The following is an 18,344-nucleotide window of genomic DNA, read 5'->3' as shown; positions in this document are numbered from 1 at the left end:
GATGCTACGAGGACAGGTAATTATGGCGTCGCTACTTGTAGAGACACGTATTAGCGAGAGCCACAGCGGAACGGCCGATTTGGGGCCGTTTGCGGAACAGCAGCGACTGTTCAAGCTGCTGTCACAGGATACGCGTCACCTCATCATCCAGGAGCTTCTGGGTCATCCCGCCCACCTTATGTCTCTCGCCGAACTCGAGTATATGATCGGGAAGAGCCAGGCAGCCATCAAAGACCAACTGGAGACGCTGATCGAGGCCGGAATCCTCGCACGATATACGCACGAACCGAGCGAGGAGAAACGCGCTCTTGCCTCACAGTTCTACGGCTTCACGGAGCGAGGCGGCGAGATTCTTCACGAGTACAAGTATCTGCGCGGCCTCCCAGTCGCCCGCGCCCTCTATGAGAAGACCCGCAAAACCGAGAAAATTGAACGCCACGAGTCGGCACCGCGCCCTAAGCTTCCCGAAACTGTTGGGAAAGCACTCGAGTTCGACGAGCCAGATCTTGATCCCGTTGACTAGGATATCGATCGTGTATTCCGCTCCATAAGAGATGGTTTCCTCGAGGGTGGTTCGGCTCAGTAGCTGTGAACGGTTATTTTTCACGCACCGACCACCGAACTCTCTCGGTGTTTCGAACCGAATAACATAACAGGAGAGTTGAGAATCAGTACCTAATGCGGATCCTTCGTATTGCACAGAAGATCTATCCGGACGTAAAAGGCGGCGGTCCCTACCACGTCCACGCGATGAGTCGCGATCAGGCCGCGATGGGCCACGACGTGACGGTGGCGACGGTTCGAACCGATCCCGAGTTACCGCACGTCGAAGAACGGGACGGGTATACTCTGGTTCGATACGATCCGGCTGTGAAGCTGTTGGGCAACGATATCAGTCCGGGGCTGGCGCGGTATCTGGCTGGAGCCGACGATTTCGACGTGATGCACGCTCACTCCCATCTGTACTTCGCGACGAACCTGGCCGCGTTGAAGCGATTTGTGGGAGATATTCCGCTCGCGATCACGAACCACGGGCTGTACTCACAGAACGCGCCACAATGGGTGTTCAACCTGTATCTGCGGAGTCTCGGACGGTGGACGTTCAACCGGGCCGACGTCGTGTTTTGTTATACTGAGACTGATAAACGGCGGGTACGGGAGTTCAGCGTCTCGAGTCGGATCGAGGTCGTTTCGAACGGGATCGATACGGAGCGGTTCACGCCGACCGGTGCGGAGAGTGAACGGGTTACATCGACGGGGCCCGCGTTGTTGTTCGTCGGCCGATTGGTCGAGGGGAAGCGACCCGAAGATGCAATTCGTGCGCTGGTCGACGTTCTGGATCGCTATCCCGACGCGACGCTGTCTCTATGCGGTTCCGGGGCGTTACGCGAGGAGTTAGAGACGCTGGCAGCCGAGTTGGGGATTCGTGACTCCGTGCAGTTTCTCGGGCACCTTTCCTACGACGAGATGCCGAAGGTGTATCGGAGTGCGGACGTTCTCGTCCTTCCGAGTCGGGCCGAAGGGCTCCCGCGGACCGTCCTCGAGGCCCAGTCCTCGGGGACGCCCGTGGTCGCCTCGAACCTCGAGCAGATCTCGAGCGCGCTCGGCCCGAACGGGCGGACCTTCGAGATCGGCGATGTGGATGGGCTTGCGCGCGGCGTTCTCGAGGCGCTCGAGGACGGCGGATCGGCCGACGGCGGGTCACAGGCATGGACGGAGACGGTGGACCGGACGACGGCGGCGCTGGCCTCGATCGTGGAGTGAGGGGTTGGTTGCTTGGGGGTTGGCGTTGTTTTGGTGTTACTCGAGGTGGAGTTCGGTGCCCTCGAGTGTGCAGGTCCTGTGGTTGGGATACAAGTCAATGGATATCCACCAGCTAGCTATCACCCAGACTATTAGAGTCTACACTATAATAGTCTAAACTATAACTCCGGAACAGTTACGAACAGTGAAACCAAAAACAGCATATGGACCAGTTCGTCAACCGTGTCTCAGAACTCGAACGATTGCGAGCGCTCTATGAAACGGAACATGCGGAACTCGCAATCATCTATGGGCGTCGGCAGATTGGAAAGAGCGAACTCGTCCGGCGATCAATTCGTGACCGAGACGATGCCGTTTACTACCAAGCTATCAAGGGGACACCAACGACGCAGAAATCCCGTTTCGTCGATGCGGCTACAACGACGTATCCCGGAATCACAGCGATCAAAGAGGAGTGGGAATCGCTCTTCTCATATCTTGTGGCGCAAGATGCGGTGATTGTAGTAGACGAGTTCCCGTATCTCATCGATACGGATGACAGTCTTCCGTCGATCATCCAGCATCTGTGGGACACAAATACGGATGACAGCCATGCGACGCTCGTTCTTACGGGATCTGCAATTGGCATGATGCACACCCACGTTCTCGACGGTGGGGCACCCCTGTACGGTCGTGTCTCACAGCGACCGAACGGGCAGATCGAACTCACGCAACTTCCCTTTGAGACGGTTCAGGAGTTCGTCCCCGACTACGATGCCGAAGACCGTGTATACACGTACGGAATCTTCGGTGGAACACCGCGATATCTGAAGCCGATCGATCCGACCAGTACGCTCGATGAGAACGTAATCCGACTTCTCTGTGATCCGGATGGATCGCTCCATTCCGAACCAGAAACCGTGCTACAAATGGAGCTCAGAGAGGTTGATCGGTATTTTTCCCTCTTAGAATCGATTGCCAGCGGAAACCGACGTCGAAACGAGGTTGCACAAGGCGCGGGAATCGATAGTACGAACACGTCGTACTACTTCGACCGACTCGAGACACTCCGGATTATCGAAAAACAGTATCCGGCCTTAGCCGATCCAACACGCAGTAAACGGACTCGATATCGGATTCGGGATCCCGTCTTCCGATTTTATTACAGATATCTGTACGGGCGGAGTGGACAGTACGAACTGTACGGGGAGAATGCATACGAGGATCATATCGAACCGGAGTTACCCGACTTCGTCAGTACGACCTTCGAATCGCTTTGCCATACGGCACTTCCGGAACTGTATTCGGCGTACAGACTTACGGAGAAACCGTCACAGTGGTGGTACAAAGGTCACGAGATCGATATCGTTGCACCGACCGATGGGAAGACGCTTCTCGCTGGTGAAGCAAAGTTCACAAACTCACCGCTCGGATACGATGTGCTCTCGAGACTCGAGAACACTGTCGAGTACATCGATTGGACGCCCGGGAGCGGCGGCGAGCCAAAATACGAGTATGCGTTGTTCAGCCGATCAGGATTCACGTCGTCCGTCACGGAAGCAGCCACCGATCGGGATGATCTCCGGCTGTATTCTCTCGGTGATGTCGTCTCCACCCTGGAAGCCTCGGACGAAGACCGCTGATCGTTTCTCATCGGTGCGACGGTTCGGGAGCGTCTCGATATTCGTGCCCCGTCTCGGAGAGAGCTCCATCTCACGTTACTCGAGTTGGAGTTCGGTGCCCTCGAGGACGTCTTCTTCCTCGACTTCTATTGTGTCGTCGCCGATCGTGTACTCGCCACTGTAGGGAACCGTTACCTCGAGGGTGCCGTCCTCGGGCTCGACCTCGCGTTCGTAGGTGATGGCCTCGTCGCCGATCGTTTGTTCGGTGGTGACCGTGACTGGTGAGTCGGAGTCGGTAGTGGTCTGGATAGTCGCTCCTGGGACGACAGCGAACGCTGTGGCGTCTTCGTTGGTCTCGAGGAGTTTGTAGTGGGCGAGCGCGTCGGCTTCTTCGTTGCCGGTCCCGAGGTTCTCGTGGAGTTGGTGCTGGGTCGTGTTCGCGGGGACGTCGGAATCGGTGTCGGTCATCACGACGTAGCCGACGTTGTCACTCTCGAACTGGTCGTACCAGGCGTCCGGATCGCCGTCTGTTTGGAAGTCCTGGAAATTGGAGTTGGCATAGCCGTAATGATCCGATTCACCGCTAACTAAATAGTTGTACATCCGGTTGTCACCCCACTCGCTCAGGACGAAGTTCTCCGGATATTCCCGGTCGATTGCTTCAGCGTGTTCATCGATCGCCATCGCGGCGTCGACCTGCCCGTCGTCGTGGGCAGTCTGTGCGACCAAGGAGGGGACGAATATCAGACTCATCCCGCAGACGATCAGCGCGATCAGGGCGAGGTGGAACACCGTCGAGAAATCGCTCGGGAAGACGATGCTCGGTTCTTCGTCGCCGCTTCCATCAGTTCTCGCCGTTTGGGTCGGGGCGCTTTGTCGACTCGAGCGGCCATCGGGCTCGTCTTCGCGAAACGGAACGGGGACTCGAGCCAGATCGACCCAAGCGATCATGTGGACAAGGCCAAGTCCGCCCAGTACGGACAGGGGCACCGCGAGTTGGGCGGCGAAACGAACTTGTATGGCTGCCATGGCGATCCAGAAGACAACGTAGACGCTGAGGAGCAACCAGGCGGGCTCGTACCGTTTGTACGCTACCCAGCAGGTCCAGAGGAGGACCGCGAGTGCGACGAAGAACTGAATGCCGAGCTGGGACAACGGGCCGTGGATGACGGCCATGTCGGCCGAGAACAGCGACGCCGTTTCGGTTGCTCCTTCTCTGAAGAACACATCGTTGGCTCGTTCTCGGAGGCGTGCCCAGTCCTCGGGGCGCACGTATCGAAACACGAGGACGCCGCCACCGGCCAGTATCGCCTCGAGACCGACCAGTCCACCAGTCGGCCACTCGAGACGTTGCCAGAGTTCTCCGAGGGCCATGAAGGCGAGGGCAGCAGCGACTGTGAGGACCGGAACGATGGCAACGAACGCGTCGTGCCAGCCCCAGCGGAAATGAAGGAACGCCGTAAGGGCGCTCGCGACGAGAAGACCACCAACGATGGGTAGATTCGCGATGAGTGGGGAAACGTCCTCTCGAGCATCGAGTGCGACTTTCAGCCCGACGTACGCCGCGGCGGGAACGAACATCAGCACCGAGCCACCCCATGCAAGGGATGAAAAACTCAATCCGGCTCCGAGTGCGACCGCCGTAACCCACGTCCACGGAGATTGCAGGTGGTCGCGAATTGCCGTGGAGACTGTCGACCGTTCTTTATCGGTTGTCGTTCGATCACGTCGGCGTTGCAGGTCGACGGCGAGCCAGGCGAACGCGACCAGCGTCACGCCGAGCCAGAGATACTGGTGGAGGCGATGCTCGAGGAATCCAACCCCCGAGTAGACCGCGTGGACCGGTGTGAGCGCGAGGAGGACAACGGATGCGATACCGACGCGGACATCGTTCGTAACGATCACTGCGAGCCAGTAGATGAGAAGTCCGAGGGCGAGGGTGGCGACGACGGGGAGCCACGCGGCGACCATATCCGCGGCCCACTGATCGCCGCCGAGCAGTTCGGCAAGGAACCAGTTCGCGGCGTTGGTGAACGGCCGCGTACGTGCGGCCCGATCGGGCATATTTGCAATCACGCCGAAATCCGTTATCCCGTTTGATTCAGCTATCAATTGTTCGGTCCAGTGACGATAGAAGTAGGGATCGTTCCCCGGCGAGACGACCTCGTCCCCCCGAAAGACGGACCGGAAGTTCAAGATCCGCATGAAAAAGAGGAATACGAGCGAGCCGAGAAGGGCTATCATCGTTCGGTTGTCGAACGAAATCGGGCTCGAGAACTCGTAGTCGGTCTTGGTTTCAGCGTTAGTTGTGATGGACTCGCCCTCGAGCCCTGCTCGAATACCCTTTCGGCTCGAAACTTTGTACTCGCCATCGACCTTGGTGACGAGATCTCTGGAGACTAGCTCTCCGAAGGTTCCAGAGTCGATTGAAAGGTCCTCGAACGTCCACGTCTCGTGGTTCACGTCGGTCTCGAGGAGTTCCTCGAGTGTATCCTCGCCGTCGACTCGTTCTTCGCAGAAGGTCGCCGCTCTGTCGGCGATTTCGGCGGGATCTGGGAGGCCAGCCATTATCGCGTACGACCGGGTGTGGCATGATCATCCTTTCGCTCTGTTGGGAATTGTGAAGGAGGGCACTGATAGGTTGAGTTGATTGTTATTGGATCAGTCTTCACAACATAAGCGGCCATCCGTGCTTCTCCTATCTGAATTTTAGTTCAATGGCGGAACACTCGTAGATGAGGGGGTGCGATCAATCTCACATACGATAGCAGAAGCTGGCGAAGTAGGCTATGTTGTCGTCACCTCGGGAGAAAATAATGATCGTAGCGATGATTAGAATACAATCGAAGATGGTATGATTATTGATGGTTGGGATGGGCATTCCTTGACTTTTCCAACAACCTAACTGAAATTGAAGTCGACGATATTTCAATATGAAATCTTGATTTCCGCACTGCTAGCAGCCAAGGATTTCAGTAAACAGGGACAATTTACTCATCAATAATATGCTGTTCCAACCCGACTCGAATAATGATATGTTAGTTAATTGGTCGAAGATGCCTCAGTCTGGGGGATCAAAGTGTCTTACTTGGAGTTCTGAGACGCCATTGCGTGACAACACATATTCTTCGTGTTGATAAGGATGCAGAAGACAGCATCACCGAAAATATTCATGATACAGCCATTGAGATCTCGGACAATGCTTCGAGTGTTGTTGATCTGCCAATACCATCCGACAAACCGAATGCATTCCGAACCCAGAAAAAACAAATACTAAGATGCTATAACAACACCTATTGTAGAAATGGATTATAGCCACTTGATACGCTCGTCAGTTTCTAATGAAGATATCTTGGAGAAAATAAGTGGCCGCGATTGGCACCATTCCATTCCATTCACCGAATCGATACAAACAGATGGATTTGTGCATCTAGGAAACCAGAAGTTGAAAACTAAACATCTTCCAAAGGACCTAAGCGGTAAATCTGTCCTTGAGATCGGACCCAAACATGGTTTCTACTCCATTGAAGCTATGAATAGAAATGCAGAGTCTGTCACAGCAATTGACATCCATCCAGAAAGGGAAGAAGTGTATTCTATTTTTAATGATATTTTTAATTTCGAACTCGATATTCAAATAGGCGATGTAATGGAATATGACTTTGATACTACTTTCGATGTAGTGATTTGCTTTGGTGTACTCCATTATATACAAGACCAAACTGCATTCTTGGATAAAGTGACTAATTTGGCAGATGAGACGTTATGTATTGAGCATCCGGTTACACCATCGGTCTTGAATCGATCTATCAGATACGACCCGGATGCCGATAGTGAATATGGGTGGTATCGTAGGCTGATCAACTCAAAAACTGAATATCATGCCCCAATTCCAAGTGTAAAATGGATTGAGAGCGAATTAGCAAATAGGGGATTTGAGGTCATCTCTAAGGACACTCACGTCGGTGTACTCCTCCAGAGGAAAATTCCAAAGGCAACATTAATCCCAGCTCCACACCGCTATTTGCCTTGTCGCTATATTGCACGAGCAGACCATCCTGAAGCCCATTAAAGATGTATCACTCGAAAGCAGGTTGCTTTGAATAAGTTAACTCTACCATACCAATAATGGTTATAAAATTGTTGTTTCGAACCGAATAACATAACACGTGACTCGAGTATTCGATTACCAATGCGGATTCTCCGGGTCGCACAAAAGATCTATCCCGACGTGAAGGGCGGTGGGCCGTACCACGTTCACGCGATGAGTCGCGATCAGGCTGCGATGGGCCACGACGTAACCGTGGTAACGATTCGAACCGACCCCGAGTTACCGCACGTAGAGGAACGGGACGGGTATACACTGGTCCGATACGATCCTGCTGTGAAGCTGTTGGGCAACGATATCAGTCCGGGCCTAGCGTGGTATCTGGCTGGAGCCGACGATTTCGACGTGATACACGCCCATTCGCACCTGTATTTCTCGACGAATCTGACCGCATTGAAGCGGCTTCTGGGAGATATCCCACTCGCGATTACGAACCACGGGTTGTACTCACAGAACGCGCCAAAGTGGGTGTTCAACCTGTATCTGCGGAGTGTTGGACGGTGGGCTTTCAACCAGGCTGACGTAGCATTTTGCTATACAGAAATTGACCGAGAAAGAGTTCAGGAGTTCGCTGTGTCAAGTCGGATCGAAGTTGTTTCTAATGGAATCGATACAGGTCGATTTACGCCCGAAGGACCCGAGAGTGGGTTGATTGAAAAAGAAGGTCCCGTAATCTTGTTTGTTGGACGTTTGGTTGAGGGGAAGCAGCCACTTGAGGTAGTACGAGCAGTAGCACAAGTGCAAGATTCCTACCCAGATATTGAACTATACTTCTGTGGAGAAGGGCCTCTTCGGAGTGACTTGGAATCAATTGCTTGTGACCTTGATCTGGAGAACCGTGTGACATTTCTTGGGCATATACCCTACGACGAAATGCCGGAGATCTACCGTGTTTCAAATGTCTTAGTTCTGCCAAGCCACTCAGAAGGCGTTCCTCGGACCGTTTTAGAAGCAATGGCCACTAATATTCCGGTTGTTATGAGTGACCTTGAACAAGTTTCTGAAATTATTGAGGGGGCCGGACGAACCGCTACACCCGGAAACACGAAACAATTTTCGACAGATCTTAAACGTGAATTGACGGGTTCAGACACCAAGTGCTCGCCTCGGTCGGTGATCGAAACCGGTGACTATGATTGGCAGAACACTGTCGATGAGACAACCCGGTACCTCCAAGAGATCGTATAGTCTAACAAGTCAACAAAGAACTCTACACCAAATCTTTGGAACTCAAATAGCATACTCATTATGATCGAAACAAAGTACCTTCCCAGTGTGTATACGGCAAAACGTGCCTTCCAAATTTTGCGGGAAGATGGTTTTATTCGCCTCATCCGGAAAGGTGGCGCATTCCTAAAATATCGGGGTCCCATTGGCCCTGTATATCGACGATACGTTCGATGGAAACGTACGAATCTGAGTAAGCATGATGCTCTCCCAGATCCATACAAGAAACTCAACGTTGACCCTGGCAAGATTCGTTATATGTCTGGGTTGGAATATGATGTCTCCAGTCTTGGACAGGTAGTTGAAGGCGACTGGGATCAGTCGACCGAATCCTTCCACGACTACGACATGTATCACGCTTTCGAAGATCGATTCGTAGACGGGGTTTCCTGGTCAGAAACCGAGTTCTATCGTCGAGTTGTGGCACAGATTGAATCGGGTGAAATGAAGTTCGGATGCGAAACCGTCGAAGAATTCGATCAACGATGTGAGAAACTTGAGGAACTGTACCGCTCTATTAAGGAAAACGGCTATCTTTCCGGTGAAGAGCGTTCAGGCAACGATCCATTGGACAATGCAAAACGAGCGAACTACCTTGTCCCCTCATTAGACGAGATCAAAGTCGATATTGGACGGAATGGAGAGTTCCTATTCGTCGATGGTCGACACAGACTGGCCATGACCAAGATATTACAACTCGAGTCGATTCCGGTTATTGTCCTACGTAGACACGTTAACTGGCAACGAGTACGAGACGCAGTATCCAATCACGATGGTACCGCTCGAGTCCCTGATCAATTGTCTGAATATACCGATCATCCTGATCTTCAGGATTTACAGCAATGACCGGAAAAACGGAAATTTGGTATCTCATCGGAAACCTCACGCAGGGTGGTGCCGAAAAAACGCTGGTAGATCTCGCAAATTCACTGCCCAGAACGGACTACGAAGTGACCGTTTGGACCATCCAAGACAGAGGTCCGCTCCGATCCGAACTGGAGGAACACGTTACATATCGAAGTATCGGTGCGGAAAATAAGACCGACATTGTAGCCATATTGTATTTCCTTCAATCTGTTCGCCGAGAGCGCCCACCAATTCTACAATCGTTTCTCTTCTTCGATAATACACTTGCTCGACTAGCAGGAGCACTCAGCCCGGAAACCATTGTCATCACCGGTGTTCGAGCTGTTCCGGATCAGCGACCGCTGTTTAGGTCGCTTATCGATCGGGCAACATTGCCACTCTCAGATCATATCGTCTCGAATTCGATAGCGGGTGCAGAGTGGATTGTAGAAAACGGTGCGAATCCCAATTCGGTTTCCGTTATATACAACGGACGGAATATTGAGCGCTATTCGTCGGCTGAAGCCCCCTCAGAACTCTCAGATAAACTCGCGATCGACAAAGGGCCCGTGATTGGGACAGTCGGACGGCTCATCGAGCGTAAAGGGCACTACGATCTGCTCGAAGCATGGCCAACTGTCTTGGAGAACTATCCGAACGCAACACTGCTCCTCGTTGGAGACGGACCGGAGCGAGAAGCATTGCAAAAGTTTGCGACAGCCCTTGGCTGTGCCTCGAGTGTTCGCTTTCTTGGAATGCGGGATGATGTACCGGAATTGCTTGCCCTATTGGACATCTTCGTTTTTCCCTCGCACTTTGAGGGATTGCCTGGGGCGTTACTCGAGGCGATGGCTGCCGGATTGCCTATTGTTTGTACTCCCGTCGATGGAAACTCCGAGTTGATCGTTGATGGGGAATCAGGATTATTTGTTACTGTGAAATCTCCGGATCAGATCTCGGGTCGACTCATAGCTTTACTCGAGGATATCGACAAAAGAGAACAGCTTGCTGAGGGTGCACAGAAGCGTGCAGAAACGAATTTTACTCTTCAATCAATGGCGTCGGAGTTTTCACAGTTATATGAATAGCCTGTTTAGCCGAGCGTGGGGTTCCACCTTGATAGATAGGTGTTGGGAACGTGACTTCAATACCAGCACGAAGTGGTAGTGTTTGAAGGGCCATTGATAACGACTGTTGAGGTTTCACAGCAGTTCTCACTTTCGGCTATTCTAGTAGGAGGTTAATTGGTATCTAAGGCGAATGTTTTATTTCTCTGCTTGAATAAATGAAGGTATCACAATGTCGGACAGGTTTGAAAACTCATTACCAACAGGATGGCCAGACTGGCTTAATACCACTACACATATTGGAAGTCATTATCCGTATTATAGGAATCCAAACCCAAATTATGTAAGTTTGGATATTGGTGATATAATTGAAAATATACCTAAATCAGAACGTGAGCTAGATGTTTCGGGTGTTATTGAAATATTGTTTTATCGACGACTATTTGCAGACAGAACACTTGTACAAGGGGTTAGAAGAAGTCCTTGGTTAGCTAAGCCTTCAGAATCAGGGTGGTCGTTTCATGACATTCCAAACCATAATACGAGAATTAGACCAGACAATGATATTGTAGATGAGCTAAAAACAAAGCTGTATGATGAAGCAAAAAGATACATTTCGAATGCAAAATCCGTGGGTATACTTCTTTCTGGAGGTCTTGATAGTAGAGTCGTTAGTGGAATTCTTCGGCAACTTCAGATAGAAGGATATATTGATTCAGTATCGGCATATACCTGGGGCATTAATGGGTGTAAAGATGTGGAATATGCAAAAAGAATTTCTGTAGACTTTGGGTGGGATTTTGAACACATTGAGTTATCTCCAGAACAGCTATGGGATAATATAATCCTCACTGGCAAACTCGGTGCCGAATTTGCGCCTTATCATCTACATGCACTTCCGGAGATCAGAGAGAAGAATAACGTTGATGTTATTATCGCTGGGAGTTATGGAAATAGTATTGGCCGTGGAGAATACTCTGGTTCAAAAGTGACACAACTGGATCCGATCATTCCAAAGCGGTTAAATAAATTTGGTCTACTACCTCAAAAGGTAATTTCAAAGCACTCTCATACTGTTTATGGAGATGGATATGGCTATCGATCCCGCACTAATCGGAGTGAATTATACCAGTATCAAGAGATCGAACAACAGTTACACTACATGCGGCGTGGTCTTCAATCATGTATGACTCATGTAGCTGAGCGAACTCCATTACACCAACTATTCACATCACCCGAGGTAGTGGAACTGATGTGGTCTTTAAAACCAGAAATACGCGGACTTTCTCATTATAAAAAACTACTAAAACAATTGCCAGGATCTCTGCATACTATTCCGGATGCAAAGCGGGGAAACTTATTCAAGGATAATACAGCAACTAATGATGAATTATACACACATTCTCACAAATATGGTGTTTGGTTACGGAATGATCTTCGAACCCAACTAATTGATCTTATCAATAGTGGGCCTGTAGTAGACCATCTCTTTAATGAACAGGCTATAGACCGGTTGTTTCGTATTTGGACACATGGATCAACAATTTCGATGAATAAAGTAGATGATATTGTCGCATGGCTAGCATCATTAACAATTTTCTTAGACACTTATTCGATTAACGTTCCAAATACAGACACAAGTTCCTTAGATCGTATTAATGGAATAATTGGTCCAGTACATGCTGCTACCTACCAAACTGCACGTAATATTGTGCGAAAGTGATGCCATATGTGTTCCAAATTAATAATTAACACATTATATTTCTTAGTAACCTCTCATATTTGCCAGAAACAGTATCCAAATGATAGTTTTTGGTAAAAGATTTCATTCCAGACTTTCCTAAATTCTTTCTCTTTTGTGTATCGTTTGAAAGTGTATCAACATGTGACTTAAGGGCTGAAAGGTCATTACTTGCATAGCCTGAACACTCAGTATCTGTTTTCAAGAACCGTTTAGGATCTATTTTCAATGACAGAACAGGTGTCGCATATCTCCATGCTTCAAGAAACGTGTTTGGAAACCCTTCTACCCTAGAAGTATTAATAACTGCAATTGCTCGGCGATAAAAATCATGTACTTCAGACGGTGGTACGTTTATTTCACATTTCACGTTCTCCATATCTGATGCACGATTGATGATTTTGTCTGCATATTCTGTTTGACCATCTGTAGAACCAATAAGAATGAATTTTTGATTGTGGAACTCAGCAGCAATATCTAAAAAGAGATGTGGTCTTTTTTCAACCTTATTAAGACGTCCAACCCAAAGATAGTGTTCTCGATTTTTGTGGAGGTCAACAGCATCAACAGAAGTATATCCATTCGGTATGGTAGTTGATGGCTCGTTCCAATTACTTTGGATTTGGTTAGCTTGATATGGGGTCTGTGTTACTATACTCAAATTAGAGTTTAAAGCGTGATCATACACCTTCTTTTGAAGGTTAGATATATCTAGTTGAGATCTTTCCACAAATGAGTCTGCAGCTACATGGTATACGAGCGGATGACCAAGGCAGGTGATAAGTGGATATAGAACAGACAATTTTCGAGGATGACACCTGACAATATACACATCTGCATCGACATCACGTAGAGACTCCCAAAGACGATAAAGTTGATTAATTCGTTGAAATGCAGATGCAGATCGATTAGGTGTGTAAGCTCGGTGTAGGGTTACTCCTTCCCGAATTTCAATATCTGGCTGACCATAATCTCCAACAATAAAATGCACATCAAAAACCTCTGTGAGTTCTGTGCTGATAAGATAGAGTTGGCGTTGTGCTCCTCCACCGGCACTTGGGTCATTATTAAAGTATCCATATGCTGATAAAGATATGAAGCACACACGCGTCATCTGTAGAGACTATATCGTCCAGTCATTAATAAGTTAAGGAGGGGCTGTATAGATGAGGGGTTGAAGAACGAGCGCACCCAAACACCCTGTAATGGGTTAGAGAAGGTTGCTTATCTCGATAACTCGTAACTCAGAATTTTGCTGAACCAGTTGGTGTCGTTGTTCAGCAAAATAGCCAGCAAGTTGAGATATTCTTGGAGATGATGCTTCAAGACGCCTGTGAACTTCGCTAGCTATTGGCGAAGGAAGCTGTGGCGCTTCTCACAACTGTTGACGTGAATGTCACCGATCACGTACGTGTCATCGTCGTAGGTCGTGTGCTCGTCAGTACACAGAATCACCGTTCCATCGCCCAGTTCAGTAATCTCTTTATCTACGTCCTGGAGATTCTCTCGAACCAAAAACTCAACTCGTCCGTCGGAGCGAGGACGAGCGTCACGACTGGCGGTTTGTCTGACTCGAAACTCGCTCGTCCCTTTTTAAGTCTGCGCTTGCGCGGACTCTCATCCTCGTTTTCGATGCCTTTCTCACCAGCTGCCACGTAAATCTCGTCGGCTTCACACATCCGAGAGCATGAGACCGTACAGTTCTCCACACCGTTCCTGTAAATCGTGGCGGAAGTTCAACCCGCTCGTAGTCCCGACCCAATTCCGAGGCGATCTGTGCGGTCGGCACAGATCGCATCTCCTTGATCGTATAGAACATCTCCTCGACCGGGAATTTGCGGTGCTCAAAAAACGTACCCATGGGATCGTTGAAATACGCCTCACACTCTTGACACCGTTACTGCTGGGCGTCTTTACAGGTCGTCCCCTTCTTGATAACTGGATCTCTCTCTGAAATAAACGCACGACACCGTCGCGCCTGCTTCGGCGCGACGGAGTCGCTCGTAGCAGTCTTCCGGCTCTGGAAGGAACACGTCTATCGAGTCCTGTCCATCAACAGCAACCAACGAACTCCTCGTTACTGGAAGTTACGACTGGTCGGGATGTGCGATCACTATCTTGGTGAACGAGCAGTAACACCCTTCTACTCGCCGAATTCTGAACTGTTCAAATCACGTCTAAATCATTATGACGCGAACCTCTTCGACCACATCACCGTCGTCGTCCAACACAGCGATGTACGAGTCACGTTTATGAATGTTAATTCTGGGGTAGTACATAGCTTCCTCTGAGATGGTGATACATGGAGGAGCTGCACCTATTCGAGGTCATCGCCCGACTGCCTCCCGGGCAGTCGGGCTTGGTCTCATGATGGCGCTTCCTTGGTATTTCGGCTAATTAGTGCCACGCGCTTCTGACTGCGCCGTCTAATTGTCAGCTTTTGCCATCCCCTTTCATCCATGCATGGGAACTTAGCAGACTCTCATCCCACCAGGCTAGTCAATCAGTTATTGACTTTGCTATAAATATAATAGAATATTGTAACAGATATTATAAACAGAATCCACGTAATCATTCCTCGATATACTAACCTAGGACTGCCATTACGAATAAAGAAATACGCAATGATGATAGTAAGGGAGACGTATATGATAAGAACAGTTGGATTGTCACGATTTGTGAAAAAAATCTCGTCTATGAATTTGAATAGGGTCCCTAGAAGCATACCATGAATTATTATTCCAATCCATCCACCAGAGTACCATGCGAAGGCAACAATACCCGGCGGAGTAGTACTACCATTTTCACCAACCATTTTATTAGTGTGTGCATCAAGAACGGTGTCCGGTGGTGCAATACCTAATACCCGCTCAGGAAGCAAATGAAATAGGCCAAGTATGTAATCAAGTACACCTCTATAGAGAATGCTATCTTGCTGTATTGCTAATTCAATACTGATATATATATGAGAAAATATTTGAATTAATGATACATATATCCCAAATAGGCTTATCTCAGATAGTTCTGTTAAAAACCTTTCAGGACCAATAAATAATGCAGAAAAGAATGCATTACCAAACACAAGGACACTAAGTGCGATTCCAGATAAGAGCGCTATTTTTTTAAACCTAATTCGTTCAGACCGATATAAAATTGTTATAGAAATAACTAATATAACATCGATTATGTATCTTCTCCCAGATAATAAAGTGAAGGCTAGTAATGATAAAAGTATTGTGATGGAACCAAATAAAATAACCCTACTGCTTGCCCCTTCTCGTAAGAATAAAGAATAGATAAGTAGAAAAGCTAGAAAGGAAAAAGGTACTAATGTCTTGGTGAAGACGAGACTCCCCCCTGTAACACTACCTGCCCTTATTAGAGCAGCATCACGGATGGGTACTATCATTGAATCAAATTGGAGCATATATACGATCATTGATATTGATGAGATTGTGATTAAAATTGCGGCACTTATAACAGTAAAGCGCTTAGATACTTTCGGTTCAAACTTTGGCTCAAGTTTTGGAATTGAATCGTAGACTATTACAACAACAATATAGAATACCGCTATAGCTAACACAGCAAGGATTGGATCCCCAGATGGTTGCATATAATGTGAAGGTGTGAATATGCTTCTCCATAATATTATATGCGCCGGTACAAATACAAATGCTCCAAAATAAAAAAGACTAAACACAAATAGCGCATCGATTTTCGATCTTCTCACCTCGTTAATAACAATAAAGATAGATAGGATAAAAAGTATTAAGATAGATATTGTCTGTTCCATGGATACTCTTTTATAATTGTCGCGGAGGAACATTAAACCTGAGCTTCTTGTATAATCTTGTAACTAAAAAATATATCTGATCATTGATAGTATTGGCTATCGGTACTGTCTAGTTTAGCACCTCGTCAGCTGGCATTCGTCCGTCGAGCGATTGATGCGGTCTTTGATGGTTGTAGTAATGTACGAATTGTTCAATCCATTCGCGTGCGCTCGCCCGACTGCCCACCCACGAGTTATGGAAACGATCAACTCGCATTTTGAGCGTGTGAAACCACTTTCGATGAAGTTTCGATCAGTATAGTCAACCCGACCGTTCAACCCCAATCGAGCAAGGGAAGTCCGATATCCAAACTGATCGACGAGAAACATGGTTTCGGAGAGATCGTGTTTCTCGTGGAGTCCATGCAGGAACGCAGCTGCCGGATCGGTGCCGTAGCGTCCGAACAACTAGGTGTCGAGAATCAACTTTGTGTCGAGGTCTATTGCAGTATACAACCAAGACAATTCGCCGTTAATTTTGACAGCGGTCTCGTCAACCGCGACCCACGTCGGCGAAGCCGACGGAGGGTCAGAAACGCTGTCAGCCAGGCGATGAACCCAATTCCAAACTGCTCCATGAGAGCGTTCCACGCCTAATTCAGCGAGAATTGCTGTTGTCTCCCGAAGCGAACAACCGGTGGCGTGGAGACGGACGGCGAATGCCCTAACGGCGTTGCCGTCCGCGCGTGGAGAGGCCACGCGAGTGCGACGGCCGGTCGCGCTCGCGGCCTTTCATCCCCTCATAGACGTAAACTTCGTCGATCTCGACCGGGTCAACGGGGTGAGCGAAGGCGCGCTGGTAGACCGTCTTGTACTGTACATCGATTTCGGGTTGAAGCTGGCGGAGACTCGTGTTAAAGCGGAGAAACGCGCAAATCGAGAACAGCCACTTTCTGAGCACAATCTTCGAATGGGCGAAGATCGTGCCAGTCTTGTCGTTGAACGTACGGTCGCAATTCTTACAGAGATAGCGCTGAAAGTGACCAAAGCTCCCGTTCTTGACCATGCGGTCAGAACGGCAGCGAGGACAGGAAACTCCGTTACGCCAGCGAATCTGCTGTAACAGGTTCACTGCGACCGATTCCGGTCCAAACACATATATCGGAATCATACGTATCGGACAACGGCTGACGCGGTGTTCTTGCCCTCTTCGATCCCACAACGACTACTGAACAGTATCAACAACCTCCTACAGAAGAGCGTAAATGGGTTAATTCCGATATCAAAAATACAAGTACCGAATTATTCTTAAGTAAAACGTGTGTCTATACACTATTATCAGATGGTAACGCACAGAGAATGTTGTACGGGTGATCTTTGTCAACAGACACTATATACCCATTATTCTCAAGTATCATACGAACCTCCTCATCTGTAGTTTTTCCATGACGTTCGGCATTACATGCACTAACAATTTTACCAATTTCTAACTCATTTATGCCCTGAACAACCTCTGGTTCAACCCCCTCCGCCTCAATTTTCAATAAATCAACTTTATCAACTCCGATATCATTGGCAATATTTTCAATTGTATCTACATTTATTTCAACTTTAGTTCCAGTTCCCCCATCATCCGGATCAATTATTGAATCCTCACTATTATGCTTTCCTTCTTGAAGTTCAAGAGTACTCGATTGATCCCAGGCGCCTACGTTCAAAACCTCAATATTTTCGTAATTCTGTGTGTTCTTATGAAGGTACTCGGCGTTTCTGGGACTTGGTTCAATAGCGTATACTTTTTTAGCCACGTCTTCAATAACTATTGAGCTTATTCCTAGGAATGCTCCAATATCAAACACAATGTCACCGGTCTCCACTTGGCAAGGCTCATTTTCGAAGTAATAGAGATGTGTCTTTTCTCTATATGGCTTAGTATACCGTAATGTATCCTCTAATTTTGGGCAGTGGAAGTGGTTTTCTCCGAAGAGATCATGAATAACCCAGTCACCATTTGATCTAGTGATAATTCGACCATATGGTAGCCAATATATGAAGAACATTCCTCTTTGAATGAGCCAATTATTCATGCTCATTCCGCTATAAAATAGTACGTATCTCCATATTTTGTGTATGAATGATCCAATGCCTTCTGATCTCGCTATCCGAAATCCCTTCAAGAACAATTCTATCATTAATGAGAATCAATCGCCAATATTAT

At 48.5% G+C, this 18,344-nt stretch carries 12 protein-coding genes and 3 pseudogenes; 8 read left to right on the top strand and 7 right to left on the bottom strand.

Annotation, left to right across the window (positions count from 1 at the left end; genetic code table 11):
* Positions 1–22: 22 nt before the first annotated feature.
* The 3 genes from ACYQ14_RS17360 (at position 23) to ACYQ14_RS17350 (ending at position 3,386) form a co-directional block, all read left to right on the top strand.
* The gene (locus ACYQ14_RS17360) at positions 23–523 is read left to right on the top strand and encodes an ArsR family transcriptional regulator (protein ID WP_459889727.1); all 501 of its coding nucleotides are present in this window, start codon (positions 23–25) and stop codon (positions 521–523) included.
* Between the two features lie 155 nt (positions 524–678).
* Positions 679–1,764, top strand: a complete 1,086-nt coding sequence (locus ACYQ14_RS17355) for a glycosyltransferase family 4 protein (protein ID WP_459889725.1) — start codon at positions 679–681, stop codon at positions 1,762–1,764.
* Positions 1,765–1,967: 203 nt separating this feature from the next.
* Positions 1,968–3,386, top strand: a complete 1,419-nt coding sequence (locus ACYQ14_RS17350; RefSeq protein ID WP_459889723.1) for an ATP-binding protein — start codon at positions 1,968–1,970, stop codon at positions 3,384–3,386.
* Between the two features lie 75 nt (positions 3,387–3,461).
* Here ACYQ14_RS17350 and ACYQ14_RS17345 read toward each other — a convergent pair whose 3' ends face one another.
* On the bottom strand, positions 3,462–5,933 hold the full coding sequence (locus tag ACYQ14_RS17345; protein ID WP_459889721.1) for an MFS transporter: 2,472 nt from the start codon (positions 5,931–5,933) through the stop codon (positions 3,462–3,464).
* A 736-nt stretch (positions 5,934–6,669) separates the two neighbouring features.
* Here ACYQ14_RS17345 and ACYQ14_RS17340 point away from each other — a divergent pair.
* From ACYQ14_RS17340 to ACYQ14_RS17320, 5 genes are all read left to right on the top strand, one after another.
* Positions 6,670–7,437, top strand: coding sequence for a class I SAM-dependent methyltransferase (locus ACYQ14_RS17340; protein WP_459889719.1), 768 nt, complete (start codon positions 6,670–6,672; stop codon positions 7,435–7,437).
* A gap of 120 nt (positions 7,438–7,557) precedes the next feature.
* Positions 7,558–8,661: a glycosyltransferase family 4 protein gene (locus ACYQ14_RS17335; RefSeq protein ID WP_459889717.1), complete on the top strand. Its 1,104-nt coding sequence runs from the start codon at positions 7,558–7,560 to the stop codon at positions 8,659–8,661.
* Positions 8,662–8,721: 60 nt separating this feature from the next.
* The gene (locus ACYQ14_RS17330; protein ID WP_459889716.1) at positions 8,722–9,546 is read left to right on the top strand and encodes a hypothetical protein; all 825 of its coding nucleotides are present in this window, start codon (positions 8,722–8,724) and stop codon (positions 9,544–9,546) included.
* Positions 9,543–10,634, top strand: coding sequence for a glycosyltransferase (locus ACYQ14_RS17325; RefSeq protein WP_459889714.1), 1,092 nt, complete (start codon positions 9,543–9,545; stop codon positions 10,632–10,634). The genes ACYQ14_RS17330 and ACYQ14_RS17325 overlap by 4 nt, the downstream gene beginning before the upstream one ends.
* A gap of 211 nt (positions 10,635–10,845) precedes the next feature.
* Positions 10,846–12,336 carry an asparagine synthase-related protein gene (locus tag ACYQ14_RS17320; RefSeq protein ID WP_459889712.1) on the top strand — a complete coding sequence of 497 codons (1,491 nt, stop codon included), beginning with the start codon at positions 10,846–10,848 and terminating at the stop codon, positions 12,334–12,336.
* Between the two features lie 25 nt (positions 12,337–12,361).
* Here the strand turns inward: ACYQ14_RS17320 and ACYQ14_RS17315 are convergent, their stop codons facing one another.
* The 6 genes and pseudogenes from ACYQ14_RS17315 to ACYQ14_RS17290 all read right to left on the bottom strand — a co-directional run bounded on the left by ACYQ14_RS17315 (position 12,362) and on the right by ACYQ14_RS17290 (position 18,318).
* Positions 12,362–13,468, bottom strand: a complete 1,107-nt coding sequence (locus ACYQ14_RS17315; RefSeq protein WP_459889710.1) for a glycosyltransferase family 4 protein — start codon at positions 13,466–13,468, stop codon at positions 12,362–12,364.
* 110 nt (positions 13,469–13,578) lie between these two features.
* Positions 13,579–14,420: pseudogene (locus ACYQ14_RS17310) on the bottom strand (IS1595 family transposase).
* Between the two features lie 437 nt (positions 14,421–14,857).
* Positions 14,858–16,147, bottom strand: coding sequence for an oligosaccharide repeat unit polymerase (locus tag ACYQ14_RS17305; protein ID WP_459889708.1), 1,290 nt, complete (start codon positions 16,145–16,147; stop codon positions 14,858–14,860).
* Between the two features lie 109 nt (positions 16,148–16,256).
* Positions 16,257–16,885 (bottom strand): annotated as a pseudogene (locus ACYQ14_RS17300) (IS6 family transposase).
* A pseudogene (locus tag ACYQ14_RS17295) lies at positions 16,863–17,297 on the bottom strand (transposase); the annotation flags it as partial. The pseudogenes ACYQ14_RS17300 and ACYQ14_RS17295, both read right to left, overlap by 23 nt.
* A gap of 154 nt (positions 17,298–17,451) precedes the next feature.
* Positions 17,452–18,318: an FkbM family methyltransferase gene (locus tag ACYQ14_RS17290; protein ID WP_459889707.1), complete on the bottom strand. Its 867-nt coding sequence runs from the start codon at positions 18,316–18,318 to the stop codon at positions 17,452–17,454.
* Positions 18,319–18,344: the final 26 nt, after the last annotated feature.

Source organism: Halostagnicola bangensis, assembly GCF_054653435.1.
Note: the sequence above shows the minus strand (reverse complement) of the source record. Positions and strands in the feature narration are given on the sequence as shown.

What these genes read in the sequence shown, in the direction of transcription:
- ACYQ14_RS17360 (WP_459889727.1), top strand. Translation starts at nt 23, where the DNA reads ATGGCGTCGCTACTTGTAGAGACACGTATTAGCGAGAGCCACAGCGGA.
- ACYQ14_RS17355 (WP_459889725.1), top strand. Translation starts at nt 679, where the DNA reads ATGCGGATCCTTCGTATTGCACAGAAGATCTATCCGGACGTAAAAGGC.
- ACYQ14_RS17350 (WP_459889723.1), top strand. Translation starts at nt 1,968, where the DNA reads ATGGACCAGTTCGTCAACCGTGTCTCAGAACTCGAACGATTGCGAGCG.
- ACYQ14_RS17345 (WP_459889721.1), bottom strand. Translation starts at nt 5,933, where the DNA reads ATGGCTGGCCTCCCAGATCCCGCCGAAATCGCCGACAGAGCGGCGACC.
- ACYQ14_RS17340 (WP_459889719.1), top strand. Translation starts at nt 6,670, where the DNA reads ATGGATTATAGCCACTTGATACGCTCGTCAGTTTCTAATGAAGATATC.
- ACYQ14_RS17335 (WP_459889717.1), top strand. Translation starts at nt 7,558, where the DNA reads ATGCGGATTCTCCGGGTCGCACAAAAGATCTATCCCGACGTGAAGGGC.
- ACYQ14_RS17330 (WP_459889716.1), top strand. Translation starts at nt 8,722, where the DNA reads ATGATCGAAACAAAGTACCTTCCCAGTGTGTATACGGCAAAACGTGCC.
- ACYQ14_RS17325 (WP_459889714.1), top strand. Translation starts at nt 9,543, where the DNA reads ATGACCGGAAAAACGGAAATTTGGTATCTCATCGGAAACCTCACGCAG.
- ACYQ14_RS17320 (WP_459889712.1), top strand. Translation starts at nt 10,846, where the DNA reads ATGTCGGACAGGTTTGAAAACTCATTACCAACAGGATGGCCAGACTGG.
- ACYQ14_RS17315 (WP_459889710.1), bottom strand. Translation starts at nt 13,468, where the DNA reads ATGACGCGTGTGTGCTTCATATCTTTATCAGCATATGGATACTTTAAT.
- ACYQ14_RS17305 (WP_459889708.1), bottom strand. Translation starts at nt 16,147, where the DNA reads ATGGAACAGACAATATCTATCTTAATACTTTTTATCCTATCTATCTTT.
- ACYQ14_RS17290 (WP_459889707.1), bottom strand. Translation starts at nt 18,318, where the DNA reads ATGATAGAATTGTTCTTGAAGGGATTTCGGATAGCGAGATCAGAAGGC.